At 40.3% G+C, this 16404-nt stretch carries 14 protein-coding genes and 2 pseudogenes; 10 read left to right on the top strand and 6 right to left on the bottom strand.

Going from position 1 to position 16404, the window contains the following annotated elements; genetic code table 11:
* Positions 1–41 precede the first annotated feature (41 nt).
* The gene (locus tag FD725_RS12230; protein WP_179048403.1) at positions 42–686 is read right to left on the bottom strand and encodes a DUF3318 domain-containing protein; all 645 of its coding nucleotides are present in this window, start codon (positions 684–686) and stop codon (positions 42–44) included.
* Positions 687–917: 231 nt separating this feature from the next.
* Between FD725_RS12230 and FD725_RS12225 the strand changes: the two genes are divergently transcribed.
* The 5 genes from FD725_RS12225 (at position 918) to FD725_RS12205 (ending at position 7010) form a co-directional block, all read left to right on the top strand.
* Positions 918–1988 (top strand): amino acid ABC transporter substrate-binding protein, encoded by a 1071-nt coding sequence (locus FD725_RS12225; RefSeq protein ID WP_179048402.1) that lies wholly within the window; start codon positions 918–920, stop codon positions 1986–1988.
* Positions 1989–2137: 149 nt separating this feature from the next.
* Complete coding sequence (locus tag FD725_RS12220) at positions 2138–3058, top strand: amino acid ABC transporter permease (RefSeq protein ID WP_179048401.1); 921 nt, start codon at positions 2138–2140, stop codon at positions 3056–3058.
* A 162-nt stretch (positions 3059–3220) separates the two neighbouring features.
* Positions 3221–4372 carry an amino acid ABC transporter permease gene (locus FD725_RS12215; protein WP_179048400.1) on the top strand — a complete coding sequence of 384 codons (1152 nt, stop codon included), beginning with the start codon at positions 3221–3223 and terminating at the stop codon, positions 4370–4372.
* Between the two features lie 27 nt (positions 4373–4399).
* The gene (locus tag FD725_RS12210) at positions 4400–5140 is read left to right on the top strand and encodes an amino acid ABC transporter ATP-binding protein (protein ID WP_306296899.1); all 741 of its coding nucleotides are present in this window, start codon (positions 4400–4402) and stop codon (positions 5138–5140) included.
* A gap of 598 nt (positions 5141–5738) precedes the next feature.
* Positions 5739–7010, top strand: coding sequence for a glycosyltransferase family 4 protein (locus FD725_RS12205; protein ID WP_179048399.1), 1272 nt, complete (start codon positions 5739–5741; stop codon positions 7008–7010).
* Between the two features lie 146 nt (positions 7011–7156).
* On the opposite strand, the gene FD725_RS12200 is transcribed toward FD725_RS12205, so the two are convergent.
* From FD725_RS12200 to FD725_RS12180, 5 genes are all read right to left on the bottom strand, one after another.
* On the bottom strand, positions 7157–8305 hold the full coding sequence (locus tag FD725_RS12200) for a glycosyltransferase family 4 protein (protein WP_179048398.1): 1149 nt from the start codon (positions 8303–8305) through the stop codon (positions 7157–7159).
* A 329-nt stretch (positions 8306–8634) separates the two neighbouring features.
* A complete protein-coding gene (locus tag FD725_RS12195; protein WP_179051510.1) occupies positions 8635–10269 on the bottom strand; it encodes an MFS transporter in 1635 nt (544 codons plus the stop codon).
* Positions 10256–11155, bottom strand: a complete 900-nt coding sequence (recO, locus tag FD725_RS12190) for a DNA repair protein RecO (protein ID WP_179048397.1) — start codon at positions 11153–11155, stop codon at positions 10256–10258. Before recO ends, FD725_RS12195 begins: the two co-directional genes overlap by 14 nt.
* An 88-nt stretch (positions 11156–11243) precedes the next feature.
* Positions 11244–11924: a deoxyribose-phosphate aldolase gene (gene deoC, locus FD725_RS12185; RefSeq protein WP_179048396.1), complete on the bottom strand. Its 681-nt coding sequence runs from the start codon at positions 11922–11924 to the stop codon at positions 11244–11246.
* Positions 11925–12109: 185 nt separating this feature from the next.
* A complete protein-coding gene (locus FD725_RS12180) occupies positions 12110–13252 on the bottom strand; it encodes a DNA cytosine methyltransferase (protein WP_179048395.1) in 1143 nt (380 codons plus the stop codon).
* A gap of 10 nt (positions 13253–13262) precedes the next feature.
* On the opposite strand from FD725_RS12180, the gene FD725_RS12175 reads away from it, so the two are divergent.
* From FD725_RS12175 to FD725_RS12155, 5 genes and pseudogenes are all read left to right on the top strand, one after another.
* Positions 13263–13469 carry a hypothetical protein gene (locus FD725_RS12175; RefSeq protein ID WP_179048394.1) on the top strand — a complete coding sequence of 69 codons (207 nt, stop codon included), beginning with the start codon at positions 13263–13265 and terminating at the stop codon, positions 13467–13469.
* A gap of 74 nt (positions 13470–13543) precedes the next feature.
* Entirely contained in the window at positions 13544–14134 is a 591-nt protein-coding gene (locus FD725_RS12170) for a COP23 domain-containing protein (protein WP_179048393.1), read from the top strand.
* A gap of 128 nt (positions 14135–14262) precedes the next feature.
* On the top strand, positions 14263–15057 hold the full coding sequence (locus tag FD725_RS12165) for a serine protease (protein ID WP_179048392.1): 795 nt from the start codon (positions 14263–14265) through the stop codon (positions 15055–15057).
* A gap of 19 nt (positions 15058–15076) precedes the next feature.
* Positions 15077–15571: pseudogene (locus tag FD725_RS32445) on the top strand (serine protease); the annotation flags it as partial.
* 297 nt (positions 15572–15868) lie between these two features.
* Positions 15869–16390: pseudogene (locus FD725_RS12155) on the top strand (WD40 repeat domain-containing protein); the annotation flags it as partial.
* Between the last annotated feature and the right edge of the window lie 14 nt (positions 16391–16404).

The following is a 16404-nucleotide window of genomic DNA, read 5'->3' as shown; positions in this document are numbered from 1 at the left end:
GGCAAGCCAAAAACGGGCTTCCCGTAGGATATCTGGCGTTTTTACAACCCATCTTCATCTGTAGTACGAGACTTAGCTTTTGCTTTGTTAGCACTGCGTTTAAGTGCTGAAAGTCTAGCTTCATATCGAGAACGTTGACGCTTACTAGGAGTTGTATCAATCAGGGTTTTTAAAGCGCTACCAAGACTCTTATAGGCATTAGGGAGACTATAACCGAAACGGGTTGCTAAAGCGATCGCTTTCTCATCCGCATCCAGTAATTCTCTCTGTTGCTTTTCCCCATTATTCTTTTGATAAAGTCGCCAGCCAGAAACGCCACATAGCGCCACAGCTAACACTAACAACAATCCATCCTGTACCCACAATTCACCTACAGCACCACCTAAACCAATAGCTAATGCTGCCATTTCCCAACCATCTTTGGGAATAGTGTCATTTTGAATGCGAGCAACTTCATGCCAGAACAGCAGATTACGCTGATCCATTGCGAGAGCATCCCATTTCACCAAGTCAATTTGAATTTCTACCTGGTCTTTGCCAATTTCTTCGCTACGGATCAGGGGTGGATTGACTTCAGTTGTGCCTTCAACAGTGACCCAACTCTGCAATTCTGGCGGTAGTAAGCCTTTTAACCGCCGGAGTTCACTCATTTCCGCTTTGGCAGAGGAGGTTGCATAGGATGTCATAAAATCCAGCCCTAGAAAATTTCAGTATATAGTGAGGGTATCACTTTGGAGTATAGCTGACTTGAAAGAGTAATGAGTAATGAGTAGTGAGTGCAAAATCAATTCAAAATTCAAAATGAAGAAATAATGACCAATGACCAATGACTATTGACTATTGACCAATGACTAATGACTAATGACTATCGATAAATATAATTATTAGTTTAAAAACAAGGATTATCCTAGAAATCTATGAAAAGGTCAGTTTTCTGCTTGGCTGCATCTTTCTTTGTTGCTACTACTGCTTGTAGCGGAAACTCAGCACCAACAGCAAATACAACTGGAGCAAGTACAACAACAGCACCAACAGTACGCGATCGCTGGAATACTGTCAAAAATCGCGGTCAGTTAATTTGCGGTGTCAGTGGCGAAGTCCCAGGATTCAGCTTTGTGGGAACTGACGGTAAATATAGCGGTATTGATGTAGATGTCTGTCGCGCTGTCGCATCTGCTTTATTTGACAACCCAGATGCAGTAGAATTCCGCAACCTCAACGCCAAAGAAAGATTTACAGCCTTGCAAACTGGTGAAGTTGATATTCTCAGCCGCAACACTACCTGGACACTCAGCCGCGCTACCTCGGTTGGTTTGGCATTTGCACCCGTTGTCTTTTACGACGGCCAAGCCATCATGGTTCGCAAAAATAGTGGGATTAAATCTTTAACAGACCTCAAAGACAAAGCAATCTGTGTACAAACTGGAACCACCACTGAGCAAAATTTAGCAGACCAAATGCGGAAACGGAATATTACCTATAAACCAGTGGTATTTGAAGACGTTAACATTACATTTGCTACTTACGCTGAGGGGCGATGTGACGCTATTACAGCCGACCGTTCAGCTTTGGTTTCACGCGGTGCGCTTTTACCCAAACCAGAAGACAATTTGATTTTAGATGAAGCTATTTCTTCAGAACCACTTGCCCCAGCCGTTGCCAAAGGGGACACCAAATGGAGTGATACTGTAAGTTGGGTAATTTATGCCTTACTCAAAGGTGAGGAGTTGGGGATCAACTCCCAAAATATAGGTCAATTTGCTAATAGTAACGACCCAGATATTAAACGCTTTTTAGGCACTGAAGGTAAATTAGGCGAAGGACTTGGTTTAACTAATGACTTCGCTGCTAGAGTAATCAAACACGTCGGTAATTACGCCGAAGTTTACGATCGCAATCTCGGCCCCAAAACCAAACTAAACCTAGCCCGTGGTCAAAATCAACTCTGGACAAAAGGCGGACTTTTATATTCTCCACCTTTTCGCTAAGAAAAGAGGAGTCAGAGAGTACTGAGTGCTGTTAGCGGAAGCGGGGCGTTTAGCCCGTGCTGAGTAGGGAGTGAGCGAGTGAGGGAGTGAGAGAATAAGAATTGCTAATGACCACTGACTAATGACTATTGACTATTGACCAATGACCAATGACTAAACCCCCTTTTTGGCGAGATCAACGCTTTTGGTACATTGCTGGACAACTGATTGCTGTGTTTGTAGTCGCAATTGTGGTGACTATACTTTTGAGTAACCTTAGTCGCAATTTACAGCAATTGGGTCTTCAGTTTGGTTTTGATTTCCTCAATCAGCAAGCATCTTTTGATATTGGCGAAACAGTAGTTTCTTATCAACCATCTGACACTTATAGCCGCGCCTTGTGGGTGGGACTTGTTAATTCATTGCGAATAGCAATTACAGGTATTATCCTGACAACAATTGTTGGAGTTTTTGCTGGAGTTGCTAGATTATCTGATAATTGGCTAGTGCGAAATATTGCACTAATTTATGTAGAAATTTTCCGGAATACGCCTTTACTTTTACAGTTGCTATTTTGGTACTTTGCAGTTTTTCTTACTTTCCCTAAAACAGAGAACAAAATTTCTATTTGGGGATTGGTTGGCTTTAGTCAAAATGGAATACAACTACCTTGGTTTACTTTATCTCCAGAGTTTTCCACTTTACTTTTAGGGTTGACTTTATATACTGGTGCTTTCATTACCGAAATTGTTAGAGGTGGGATTCAATCAGTATCTAGGGGTCAATGGGAAGCAGCGCGATCGCTCGGTTTAAAACCAGTCCTAATTATGCGTCTAGTCATTTTTCCCCAAGCCTTGCGCGTAATTATTCCCCCACTGACAAGCCAATATCTTAACCTCACCAAAAACTCCAGTTTAGCGATCGCTGTCGGCTATCCTGATCTCTATTTTGTCGCCTCTACCACCTTTAATCAAACTGGCAAAGCTGTAGAAGTCATGTTACTACTAACACTAACTTATCTCATCCTCAGTTTGACTATCTCCCTAGTCATGAATTGGTTTAATCGTACAGTGCAAATTAAGGAGAGATAACAATTCAAAATTCAAAATGACGCGACGCTCCTGCGTCGCTAACGCTGCGCTATCGCGGACTCGCTAACGCTGCGCTAACAAAATTCAAAAGTTGCTGGAGATTGGGTAATGGGTAATAGGTAATGGGTAGGAATTTTAGCAATGACTATTGACAATTGACTAATGACTAAACAATTAATTTGGCTGCGTAAAAATTTATTTAGTACTTGGTATAACAGCATATTAACTGTTATCTGTTTGGTATTACTGTTTTGGGTGGTGCGAGGATTGCTTATTTGGGCAACTACTCAAGCACAATGGGCAGTAATTCAGGTCAATTTACGTTTATTTTTAGTTGGTAGATATCCACAAAATGAGTATTGGCGGATTTGGATTGTACTGGCGATCGCTTCTATTTTAGGAGCGATAACGGCAGGTGTTTTCTTAGGTACACAAAGACTGACACGGCGGATAGTTAGCATATTTGCTGTCATCTTTGGTTTATTAATAATTGTTTTTCCTGTAGATTTAATATCTCGTCTTTGGTTGTTTTTAATTGCAGCTTTACTCATTCCTGGTTACTGGCTAGGTGCAAAGTTGACAAAATTAGTTAGTCCTTGGCTTTCTCTGATATGGCTATTGTCTTTCCCTGTGATTTTGTGGTTAATCGGCGGTGGATTTGGTTTACAATCTGTCTCTAGTAATTTATGGAATGGTTTGCTACTAACTCTACTTATGGCAGCAGTAAGTATTGTACTTTCTTTTCCGATTGGGATTTTACTCGCTTTAGGAAGGACTAGCAATTTACCCGTAATACGCTGGTTTAGTATTTTTTATATTGAAATTATCAGAGGAGTTCCCTTAATTGGAATTCTATTTCTCGCTCAGGTCATGTTACCGTTGTTTCTCTCATCTGATGTTCGATTAGATCGAGTTTTGCGAGCGATCGCTGGATTAGTATTATTCAGTGCTGCTTATATGGCAGAAAACATCCGTGGTGGACTACAAAATGTTTCTCGTGGACAAGTGGAAGCGGCAAAAGCATTAGGATTAAATACACCATTTCTAGTTATATTAATTGTATTGCCACAAGCTTTACGGGCAGTTATTCCCGCAATTGTTGGGCAATTTATTGGTTTATTTAAAGATACTTCATTATTATCTCTTGTTGGCTTAGTAGAATTGACGGGTATTGCTCGTTCAATTTTGGCACAGCCCCAGTTTATCGGCCGTTATCCAGAAGTTTATCTATTTATTGGTTTGATTTATTGGGTATTTTGTTATTCAATGTCTTTGGCTTCTCGGAGATTGGAAAGGCAGTTAAATAATAATTAGTTAGTTTTTAAAAATGAGGATAAATCTGTGACAGAACAAACATCAATAATTATTGCTGAAGATGTTCACAAGTGGTATGGAAAATTTCATGTTCTCCAAGGTGTAAGTTTAACAGTAAATCGAGGGGAAGTTGTTGTTTTAATGGGGCCTTCAGGCTCAGGTAAGTCAACATTTATCCGTACATTCAATGCTTTAGAAGAATACCAACAAGGGAAAATTACAATTGATGGCATTACCCTCAGCCACGACTTGCGAAATATTGAAGCTATCCGTCGAGAAGTGGGAATGGTATTTCAACAGTTTAATTTATTTCCCCATTTGACAGTACTGCAAAATATCACCCTAGCGCCTATTTGGGTAAGACGTGCGAAGAAAGCTAAAGCTGAAGAATTAGCTATGCAGTTATTAGAAAGAGTAGGAATTTTAGAACAAGCGCACAAATACCCAGGACAATTATCTGGGGGACAGCAACAACGAGTAGCGATCGCTCGTGCTTTGGCGATGCAGCCTAAAATCATGTTATTTGATGAACCCACATCGGCTTTAGATCCAGAAATGGTAAGAGAAGTTCTAGACGTGATGCGAAATCTAGCTCGTGATGGGATGACAATGGTAGTAGTTACTCACGAGGTTGGGTTTGCTCGTGAGGTTGCAGATCGAGTCGTTTTAATGGATGGTGGAAACCTGATCGAATCAGCTACCCCAGATAAATTCTTCACCCAACCCCAGGAAGAACGCACTCGTAAATTCTTATCTCAAATTCTTTAAATTACTTAGAGATATGTCTCATTAATTCTGATTGAAAACCTCAAATTCTTGAACAAGCCCAGGATCTTACAATCCAGCAAAATTAATGTGATGAACCATTAGCATATCTATTCATTAAATTTATAAATTAACTAAATCTTCAAACTTATCAACTGATTTTTCCGAAGATCCAGTTAGATTACCCTCATAGAAAAATTTCAACTCCCAGTCTGTACAGAGAATATTTTCTACTCGACACAGGTATTTACTCTGTCACAAATACTGCTGCTCTCAGATATAAGAGTGATAAATTACCCTAATTTTACTTACCCTTAACAAAGTTTTGCTAGATATTGCTAGAAACTTTAATCACTTGTCATGGAGATTACCCTTATACTAGCTACTTAAGTCATAAATCACATCTCATTAATCAGCAGTATTGAATATGCCACGCCATACTTAAGAAGTTAGTAATAAATTTCACTGAATCTTCAATTAAGCCTACTGACAAAGAAGATAATCTAAAGTCAGAATCAAATACAGGTGCTTTATTACGAAAAAGCAATCTCAACACTTGTTTTATTATTTAAACCAGCCAGGGAACTCTGACTAATTTGTTATGCGGATTCTGATTTACTCCTACAACTACTATCCAGAACCAATTGGTATTGCCCCGTTAATGACGGAATTAGCAGAGGGATTAGCCAAGCGCGGACATCAAGTGCGTGTAGTCACAGCTATGCCTAATTACCCTGAGCGACAAATTTACGAAGCTTACCGTGGTAAGTGGTACGTTAAGGAATACAAAAATGGTGTCCAAATACAACGTAGTTTCGTCTGGATTCGTCCGCAACCGAAATTAATAGACAGAGTATTACTAGATGCTAGCTTCGTCGTTACTAGTTTTTTGCCTGCTCTTTTCGGTTGGCGACCTGATGTAATTTTGTCAACATCTCCATCATTACCTGTTTGTGTACCTGCATCTCTACTGGGATGGTTACGAGCTTGTCCGGTAGTTTTGAATCTCCAAGATATATTGCCAGAAGCAGCTATCCATGTGGGATTGCTGAAAAATAAGTGGCTAATTAAAGTATTTTCCATATTAGAAAAATTTGCCTATCGCAGTGCTACGAAAATTAGCGTGATTGCTGATGGGTTTGTGGACAATTTAGTTTCTAAAGGTGTATCACCTGACAAAATTGAGCAGATACCTAACTGGGTTGATGTGAATTTTATTCGTCCTCTACCAAAAGACAATAATTCTTTCCGTGCTGCACATAACCTGAATGACAAGTTTGTAGTTTTGTATTCAGGCAATATTGCTCTGACTCAAGGCTTGGAAACTGTCATTCAATCTGCCGCACAACTACGTCATATCCCAGAAATTAGCTTTGTAATTGCTGGTGAAGCTAAAGGTTTAAAGCGGTTACAACAATATTGTCTGGACTGCGGTGCTGATAATGTCTTGTTGCTACCTTTTCAACCACGAGAACATTTACCAGAAATGCTGGCTGCGGCAGATGTTGGTTTAGTTGTGCAAAAGAAAAATGTAATTTCCTTTAATATGCCGTCCAAAATTCAAGTCTTACTGGCTAGTGGCAGAGCTTTAATCGCATCTGTACCTGATAATGGTACAGCTGCTAAAGCGGTAAGACAGAGTGGTGGTGGTGTTGTAGTTGCGCCAGAAAATCCCCAAGCTTTAACAACAGCCATTTTAGACTTGTATGAACACCCAGAAAAAACCAAAACACTGGGTTATAACAGTCGAAAATATGCTATTGAGCAATATGCTTTTGAGCAAGCATTAAATCAATACGAAGATTTGTTTGACTCACTCACTACAGTTAGTCAAACAGTTGATACTAAGGTTGTGTCTAAGCAAGAAGTATAAGCTTCGTCCATAGCTCACCAGTAAATCAAAACGCTTTGAAAATGCAGGGTATGGGATTTCAAATTTCCCATGCCCTAACTATTTAGGAATAAGGTTTTGACACCCTGACACTCTCAAAATATCATCTTTCTGCATCAGTCAAGTCTCTAGGCTCCCCAACTGAGTTTGAGAGGACGCTGGACTAAAACTTCACTGTATAGTTCTTCTAGCTGAGTAATATTTTTCTTGAGAGTATAAAGCTCTTCTACTCGTTTTCTGGCTTTTTGTCCCAAAACAGTTGTTAATTCGGGATGATCTTGGAATAATGGCAAGAGGGTTCTGAGTTGCGATCGCACGGTTTTCGTACTCATCACTACCCCTGCACCTTTCTCTAATACTTCTCCATCTGCACCGACATCTGTTGCTAGGCAAGCTAATCCACAAGCCATTGCTTCTAATAATGATAAAGATAATCCTTCTACTAAAGAAGGTAAAATAAATACATCTGCACCACGGAGAATTTCGACTCGACGGTCTTCATCAGCGACAAATCCTAACCAGATGATGCCGTAATCTAAACCATAAAACGGTTCTAGAGAAGCCCTGAGAGGGCCATCACCCACAATTAATAACTTACTACTAGAACCCATATCTGCCTGCTTCCAAGCTCTCAACAGGGATTCTACATTTTTTTCCGGGGCTATCCGGCCTTGATAGACAAACAAGCGTTCTGCTTGGAATTCGGTTTTGATTTGCGAATAACCTGGTGAATATTTATTCGTGTTTACACCATTGGGAATAACAGCAATATTTTTTTCTTGTACACCCATACGTGCTAGTAGTTCTCGCTGGATTTGCGAAAATACAATCACGCGATCGTAGTTACCTAAAAAGGGTGCGTAGAGTTGATAGGCTAGGAGTTGTGTGCCAGATATGAGTTTTGCCCCTTTACCTGCAAAGGGTGTGTGAAAGGTGGCAATCAGGGGTAAATTTAACTGTTCACAAATTTCTGGTAAAACAAAGTCGAGAGGGGACAAAGTCAAAGAAGCATGGACTACGTCTGGCTTGATTTCCCGGAGTGAATCAGTTAAAACCTTGGTTGCTTTGAAGGTGGGAATGGTATAAACCTGCGATTTATATATAAAAGGTAGAGAAACCTCTTGGAAATTTGGCCAATTATCTGTTTCCGATTCTTCTTGGGCAAAGTGGAGAAAGCTAACTTGATGTCCTCTATCTAATAAGGCATTGGTAACTTCTCGACTGTAAGTGACGTTGCCACAAAAGGGTGATTTTTTTCCAATCCAGGCTATACGCATTCTTTATCAGCTATCAGAAGAGCGTGGTTAATTATTTATTTTGATGTTTTTGTGGTGTCGTTTATCTTGTTTGACTTGCTGGCTATTTACTTAATTAATTTATACCAGCTAAGAAACCTCATATAAGGTTCGTTAAACCAGATAATTTTTAGGCTTATTTGTTTTGTTTTTTATTTGTACATAGATGTACTTTTCCCCCAAATTTGACTGGCTGACATCAGATTGCTCACCAGCAAGTTTGGGATAAATTTTTCTGAGATCAGTTTACCATGAAAGCAAAAGCTTTCAGTCTGTTAATAATTGGATACAAATAGCACTAAATTCGCCAATTAATCACGAGAGTTATACCAAGTTAATATCCCTCCAGAAAAGACGATCGCTGCTAGTCCTAAAAACACAGCTTTTAATCCCACAAAGGTTTCGGCTACACCTGCTAAAGCCAAGGGTAGAGAAAGGGCAATATTGATGACGTTGTTTTGTAAGCCAAATACTTTACCACGCATTTCTGGCAAGGTTTCGGTTTGGATGGCTGTCTGCATAGGGATACCCACCAGTGAACCAAAAATACCTAGTAGGGTTACTAGTAGTAAGATTAACCATAGTTGTGTGGTAAATACTGCTAAACCTACTAAAGATGCTGCCATGCCCAAACAACCACAAAGGCTGAGTTGAGTATAAGAGAAACGTTGACCAAACTGACCGAGAATTGTGGCTCCTGCCGCAATCCCTACACCACCAGCCGCCAGTAAAAAGCCGAACTGAGAGGCTTTTAAGTGAGGAATAATTTCTGCCATGCGGACTGCCAAAACAGTTAAGGCGGCAAAGACAGAAAATAAAATTGTCAGTTGTAATAAAGCATTGCGGACGCGATAATTTTCTTTGAGGTAACGTAACCCGTCCTTTAAGTCAGAAAATACGTGAGGAAATTCAGTTTCTGGGGCATGAGTTTTTTCATTAGTAATCAGCAATAACAAGATGATACTAGCGATCGCATAACTACCACCAACTAAAATTTCTTTGCCAAGTCCACCATGACCTCCTAGTTGTAACCAAACACTATCAGCTATTGCCAATAGTGGTTCTCCCACAGCAAACCCGACAATGACTGATGCCATCATCGTCGTTGTATAGAGAGAATTAGCCGATAGTAAATCCTGTTCTTTCACAACTAAGGGAATTGCCGCCTGTTCTGCTGGGGCAAAAAACTGTGTTAAGGTGGACACCAAAAAAGTCACACCCAAAATGATGGCAAAACCTACAGGTATCACGCCGATGGGTTGCCAATCATGAGTTAACCACAAAAGAAAAGGAATCGCTAAAACTAAAATCCCGCGCCAAGCATTTGTTGCCACTAACACGGTTTTTTTCGACCACCTATCGACAAACACACCAGCCACAGAACCAAATAACACAGCTGGGATAGTAAAAGCCATCATTAAGGCTGATACCCAACCACTGATGCTTTGATTACTGGCTTGAAACTGGGTGTTAATCAAGGCAATCATCAGCACTAAATAAACTTTGTCTGCCAGTTGACAAAAAACTTGACCACCCCAAAGAGCAAGAAAATTGGGATTTTTGAATACAGGTAAAAACCCCTGTTGTTGCATATTACCTGGTGTTGCTTCTCCACCAGAACCAGAATTATTGGATGATTGTGGTTCTTTTTCTGGTGGTGTGACTAATGGTACTGTTCGCCCATTGCCATTCACTTGATGATTAGTTAATGACTCTGGGGATGTTTTTTCTGAGTCATGGGGGACATCTGTCTTGGGAATTTCCGATGTCCAATTTTGATTTTGGCGAGAAACATCTGCTGGAGACATTTCTGGGCTATCTGTGTGACTAGAAGGAGGCACAGCACTCAAGTGGTTTGGGACTGGAGAATCTGATGCTCTATTCTGTTTTCTGGCTTGAGTTGGTGACAACGGCAGTACTTTTCTATCCAATTCAGACGGTTGCATCATGGTTGGCAGCAAAATAAGAATCTATCAAAGTGGCAGAGCGAATGGGGCGACCCAGATGATACTGAGTATACTGGCGCAAAATTTGCTCCACAGATAACCAGCTTTCATTTTTAGTGGTGCTATTTTGCATTATCTCTGGTTGTGAGAGCTGTTGGAGCATACTAAATTCTGTAGCATTCAATCGAGCAGAAATTGTGGGTATTTCTTGCCGATGGCGGACTGTTTGATAAGGGGCTATTTCGGAATGGGCAGAATTTAGCTCTAAAGTCTCTTTGGCTACTTTATGCACCTCTTTTCGCAGGTTTTCCCAAGCATTTAAGCAAACTACTCCACCAGCCCCAATGCTAAATCCAACTTGCCAATGGGGATTTGTTAAGTCTGGGATGAGAGTGCGTTGAGTTAGACAACAGATTTGTACTTGTGGGGCGAGTCCAGCTAAGGCTAAGAGATGAAAAACCGCATGAGATAAGTAGCCAAGAACACCTGCTGACTCTATTTTGGGCAATACTTCTAAGCGATAAAGGTGTTCATTGAGTAACTCGTATAGTTCCTCTTGTGGTTGTTCGCTCAAGGCTTGACAAAGAACTATTTCTGCTAAATACTGACTTGCTGCCAATTTGCCCAAATCTTTTGTCAGACCTGGGTAAGTTTTTAAGGTTTGGGCTTGAGTAATTTTATCAAGCGATCGCCCTTTGGCAATCAACAATTCATTAACGACAAACATCCCGCTTCTACCACCAAGGCTGGAGTTATGCTTACGTGAACCTGGAGCAACTGCTCGAATCAAACCAAATTCTCTTGTCAAGATGGTGACTATTCTGTCTGATTCTCCCAGTGCCTGAGTTTTGAGATTAATACCAGTTGCTTTATAAGTTTTACTCATTAGTTATTAGTCATTGGTCATTAGTCATTAGTCATTAGTCAAAGACAGAGGACGAATGACCAACAACTCAGAACAATCAAATAAATGACTATTCGTTTTTTTCTGGGTGATTACGCTGGTGGATTAAATCGATACCGCGAGATGTGCCGATTCTACTAGCACCCGCTAATATTAAGTCTAATGCTTGATGGAGAGTCCGAATCCCCCCAGAGGCTTTGATTCCCACCCTTTCTCGTGCCACCTCTTTCAAAAGTCGCACATCTGCCACTGTCACACCACCATGCCAACCAGTGTTGGTTTTCAAGAATGCTGCACCTGCGTCCATCGCAATTTCGGCGGCCAGTTTTTTTTCTGCATCCGTAAGTAAGTTTGTTTCCAAAATTACCTTAACTACTTGCCCAGTTTCTTCACAAATTTCGGCAATTTCTCGATGGACTGCCTCAGTGTTACCAACCTTCAACCAGCCTAAATTTATAACTACATCTAACTCCGTAGCTCCATTTTCCACTGCTTCTTGAGCCTCATATAACTTGACTGCGCTAGTTGTCGCTCCAGTAGGAAAACCAATTACCGTACAAACTTTAGGCTGCTTGCCGTGGAGATGTTCTGCTGCTTGTTTGACATAAGTCGGATACAAACAAACTGAGGCAAAATTAAATCTATCTGCTTGTTCACACCATTGCTCAACCTGCTCTGGAGTAGCAGTTGGCGTTAACAGGGCGTGATCGATAAATGGCGCAATATCAATGTCTGGATAGTGTGCTGCCATCGTGGCTTTTGTTAGTGATTGATTATAAATCTTTACAAAAAACTAATATCCTTTACATATATTAAAGAATACTCAATCACAAGTATAGCTTGAAAACAGAGTATTTATTGACTGAATCGCTAGGTATTTGTGAGCAAGCACTAGTATCTTATTTGACGTTATACGTTCGTGTTTTATGTAGAATTTTAATTACTTTTTATACCAACTTCTATAAAATCCAGAATAGACTGAGCTAATGCTTTTGCTGCCAAATACGGTACACCATTCCCAATAGTTTTAAACATATTCGTGAGTGACATATTTTCTGGCAAGACAAAATTTGCAGGTAAAGACTGTATTGCTAATGCTTCAGCCACAGAAATCCGCCGAATTTTGTAAGGATGTAAATGCACTTCATTATTACCATAACAAGCTGTAGGAGAGTAACGCCATCGGTGTAGACGTTTAAAAGATTTTTTAGAAACATCTCCCTCCGCAACACTAGCAAATCTGGTAATACCTGCTCTAGGTTGAAAATAATGCTTGGCGTTAGGATGGTTTATTACATGATTTTTTTTAAACCAATACTCAACAGTAATTTCTTGAGGAATATTATCAGGACAAGGAATTATAGAGTCTTCTTTAAAATGATTAGAGTGAATCCAAGGATAAGTAAAAATATTTTCTTTATTATATAAAATTTGATTTTTCCACGGAAAACTTAACAGATGCTCATCGTTAAATTTTATCCCAATATTTGCCATAAAACTTTTTTTGAACCCTAATAAAATGATTCTTTCCCTATCTTGAGGTACACCATACTCAATTGTATTAATCAACCGTTCTGTTAATATATATCCTGATTTTTGTAGCTGGATTTTGAGCAATTCAAAAAAATGACGGTGTTTTTTAGTTCGCCACAAACCTTTAACATTTTCAAATAAAAAGAAATCAGGTAAATTCTGACAAATTAATTCAATATAAGCCGTCGAAAGCTTACCATTATCTCCCAAAAAACCTCTATTTTTTCCTCCAATAGAAAAATCAGGACAAGGAGGCCCGCCAATAAACCCCACAATATTATTTGATTGACAACAATCTTGTACTAATTCCCGAAAAGTCTCTGCTTGTCTGCCGAAAATTAGTTGAGTGACATCTCCTACTTCTCCATCATGATAACCGTATTCCGGTAAGGGTAATTTCAGTACCTCCCGTGAATAACGATATGCAGCCATGAATGAGGGAGATATTTCATTGACATAAACAATATTAAAACCGCTAGTTTCAAACCCTAAATCTAGAAATCCTGAACCGGAGAAAAAAGAGAAAATACTAGGAGTAACACTCATTAAAAAAGCTATGGCCTTAGTAGCTGTGACTTCATTGTACCCAGAGAAAAGTAAATTTACTTACATTCGTACGCCACCACCCCGGAGATGGTGTTTAGGGGTGAGAGATGTGCGATCGCCTTTCATCTATCAATTCTCACGTATTTATTTTATAATTTGTTTATTAAAAAACCCGATTTTTACGGATATATTCGAGTATTTTTCCGAAAATTGGTAACTTGTGTTGGTAGCTATCTCTATGTGGTTCCAAGTTGAAATTAATCTAATGTTATTCCTAGAGTGCTGAAATATATGCAACTGAAGTTATTAAGTCACAGATTCACCAGCGTAGCAACATCTGTCGCAATTTCAGCTTTAGCTGTCACCACTACTAACCAACCAAGTGCAGCCAGAGAAAACAAATTCTTCTGCAAACAAGAAAATGGTGTACCTGTCACTAAGGTACGCACCTCACGGGGAAATGAGACGTTTATCCGTTGGGTAGTCAAAGACTTTAAAAAATTCCCACCTGCACAGCGTTGTCGAATTGTTTCCGCCAGATTTCAACGCTTTTATGATAATGGTTCACTATTTATCACCAGTAGAGATAACTTCAACAATCATCCAGTTTTGTGTATTACCAATCGCAAAGGCGCATCTTGCACAGCAGACAATATATTAGTCACCCTCAAACCGGGAACTGATACCGGCAGAGTTTTACAGCAAATACTTGATTTCCGCCGAGGTGTAGGTGAATCAGTGATTAATTTAAGTGGATGTCAAGCTTTTAGCTATGAGCAAGGTGAGGTTTATTTGGATGTGAAGCGGCTTGTAGACACTAACGAGTGTACTTCATCTACTCCTAGCACTAACCAAACAAAACCCGTAGAACCACGTTTTTAGTTTGTAGGGTGCGTCAGTATGAAGAATTTCTGGGTGTAGTATGGTTTAATCACACTCACGCACCCCACCCAATTGCATATTTTTTTACTTGGAAGTCCCTTAACGCTGCTTGAGTGAGCAATACTTACATGAAATGGCTACTCAGAAGCAAGATTGTTTATCTAGTTTGCTTGCTGATTTGTCTTGGAGGTTTTTTCTTTGCACTGTCAAAACAGCAAAACCTTTCTAGGGAGTTGAGCAGAAGAGAGCAACATACTAGACTTTCTACCGAGCAATTGCAAAAATTAGCTCAAACAATCACCGTCAAAATTTCCGCATCTGAGTTACTAGGTTCAGGAACACTGCTAAAACGCCAAGGTCAAATTTATACAGTCCTCACCAATGCTCATGTTTTGAGAGCCGCTAAACCACCCTATCAAATTCAAACACCAGATGGGAGGATATATCAAGCTAATGTGTTGCCAGTTGCCAAATTACAGCAGGATGATTTAGCTGTGTTACAGTTTCGTAGTCCCGATATAGTTTATCCAGTCGCTAACCTCTCTGATTTGTCCAACTTGCGAGTTGGGGATGAGGTGTTTGTCGGTGGATTTATCGCTGATTTAGGACATCAAAACCAGTCTAACTTGACCAAAACTCAGTTTATTTTCACCTCTGGAAAAGTCACTCTATTATTAGACAAAGCCTTAGAGCAAGGCTACCAGATTGGATATACCAATGATGTCCGTAAAGGGATGAGTGGTGCGCCATTGCTGAATATACATGGTGAAGTCGTGGGGATTAATAGCTTACATAAAGATCCGCTTTGGGAGACACCGGAAGTTTATCAAGATGGTTCTCAACCGGAAGCCTATTTACAAGAACTAATTACCCGTTCTAGTATGGCTGTGCCGGTTAAATCAGTGAACAGTTATCAATATTGATGTATCAGGGGAATCAATTATGAGGTTTGTTGGTGGACTTGGAGCAATATTATTAGGTACAGCAATTGTCATAGTCCAGCCAACCGCTACAGCCTTGACACCCTCAGAAATTGCTACTATTGCTCAACAAATTACAGTCCGCATTGATGGCGCGAATACTGGTTCTGGGGTAATTATTGAGCTTCAAGGTAATGTTTATACTGTCGTGACTAACTGGCACGTAGTCCAACTCGAAGGTAACTACACAGTACAGACACCAGATGGTCAAAGATATACATTCAATCATAGTCAAGTCAAGCGACTTCCAGGTGTTGATTTAGCGGTGTTTCAGTTTACTAGTAACCAAAATTACCGTCTGGCTGAAAAGGGAAATTCCGACCAAGTAGCATTAGCAACCAATATTTCTGTAGCTGGTTATCCAGAAGGAACCTCAGACATAAGGTTTCTCAGGGGTGCAATTTCGAGTCTGTTGACAAACCCACAAAATGGCTATGCCTTTGTTTATGACATCGGTGGTTTTCCAGGGATGAGTGGGGGAGCGATACTAGATGAACAGGGTAAATTAGTTGGGATTCACGGACTCGCTAAAACTCGCCCAGACACGAATGCAACTACTGTGTCGGGGATTCCGTTGAGGACTTATTTAAGTCTTGCGCCATCAGCACAACCAGTTGCAACTGCACCAGCACCAAAGCCACCAGTTTCAACTACGCCGACTCCAAAGCCTCAAAATCGTCCGGTAGCAACTGCGCCAGCACCAAAGCCGCCAGTGGCTAATGCGCCATCAGCCGCTAAGTTTACTCTAGCAAATACCCTGTTTGGACATTCGCAAAAAATCAAATATGAAGATCAAAAAGAAGGGGGAGTTTTTTCTATCGTCTTTAGTCCAAATGGCAGAATTTTAGCTAGTGGTAGTGCAGACAAGACTATCAAAATCTGGAATCTCGCCACAGGACAAGTAATTCGTACCCTCAATGGTCATTTTAAAGGTGTTATTTCAGTCGCCTTTAGTCCAGATGGCAAAACTTTAGCTAGTGGTAGTAGCGACAAGACTATCAAAATCTGGAATCTCGCCACAGGGCAAGTAACTCGTACTCTGAATGGTCATCTTTTTTTGGTTCCGTCAGTCGCCTTTAGTCCAGATGGCAGAACTTTAGCTAGTGGTGGTTTTTATAAAACTATCAAAATATGGAATATCGCTACAGGGAAAGAAATTACCACCCTTAATGGTCATTCCTCGCTGGTTTGGAAAGTCGCCTTTAGTCCAGATGGTAAAACTTTAGCTAGTGGTGGTGAGGACGCGACTATCAAAATTTGGCGGTTGTCTGAGTAGCTATTTAATTTGAT

The organism is Nostoc sp. TCL26-01 (assembly GCF_013393945.1).
In the GTDB taxonomy this organism is placed as follows: Bacteria; Cyanobacteriota; Cyanobacteriia; order Cyanobacteriales; family Nostocaceae; genus Trichormus.
Note: the sequence above shows the minus strand (reverse complement) of the source record. Positions and strands in the feature narration are given on the sequence as shown.

Excerpts from the sequence above, each read along its gene's own strand:
- FD725_RS12215 (WP_179048400.1), top strand. The coding sequence starts at position 3,221 with ATGACTAAACAATTAATTTGGCTGCGTAAAAATTTATTTAGTACTTGG.
- FD725_RS12220 (WP_179048401.1), top strand. The coding sequence starts at position 2,138 with ATGACTAAACCCCCTTTTTGGCGAGATCAACGCTTTTGGTACATTGCT.
- FD725_RS12195 (WP_179051510.1), bottom strand. The coding sequence starts at position 10,269 with ATGCAACCGTCTGAATTGGATAGAAAAGTACTGCCGTTGTCACCAACT.
- FD725_RS12165 (WP_179048392.1), top strand. The coding sequence starts at position 14,263 with ATGAAATGGCTACTCAGAAGCAAGATTGTTTATCTAGTTTGCTTGCTG.
- FD725_RS12180 (WP_179048395.1), bottom strand. The coding sequence starts at position 13,252 with ATGAGTGTTACTCCTAGTATTTTCTCTTTTTTCTCCGGTTCAGGATTT.
- FD725_RS12205 (WP_179048399.1), top strand. The coding sequence starts at position 5,739 with ATGCGGATTCTGATTTACTCCTACAACTACTATCCAGAACCAATTGGT.
- FD725_RS12225 (WP_179048402.1), top strand. The coding sequence starts at position 918 with ATGAAAAGGTCAGTTTTCTGCTTGGCTGCATCTTTCTTTGTTGCTACT.
- deoC (WP_179048396.1), bottom strand. The coding sequence starts at position 11,924 with ATGGCAGCACACTATCCAGACATTGATATTGCGCCATTTATCGATCAC.
- FD725_RS12170 (WP_179048393.1), top strand. The coding sequence starts at position 13,544 with ATGCAACTGAAGTTATTAAGTCACAGATTCACCAGCGTAGCAACATCT.
- FD725_RS12230 (WP_179048403.1), bottom strand. The coding sequence starts at position 686 with ATGACATCCTATGCAACCTCCTCTGCCAAAGCGGAAATGAGTGAACTC.
- recO (WP_179048397.1), bottom strand. The coding sequence starts at position 11,155 with ATGAGTAAAACTTATAAAGCAACTGGTATTAATCTCAAAACTCAGGCA.
- FD725_RS12200 (WP_179048398.1), bottom strand. The coding sequence starts at position 8,305 with ATGCGTATAGCCTGGATTGGAAAAAAATCACCCTTTTGTGGCAACGTC.
- FD725_RS12175 (WP_179048394.1), top strand. The coding sequence starts at position 13,263 with ATGGCCTTAGTAGCTGTGACTTCATTGTACCCAGAGAAAAGTAAATTT.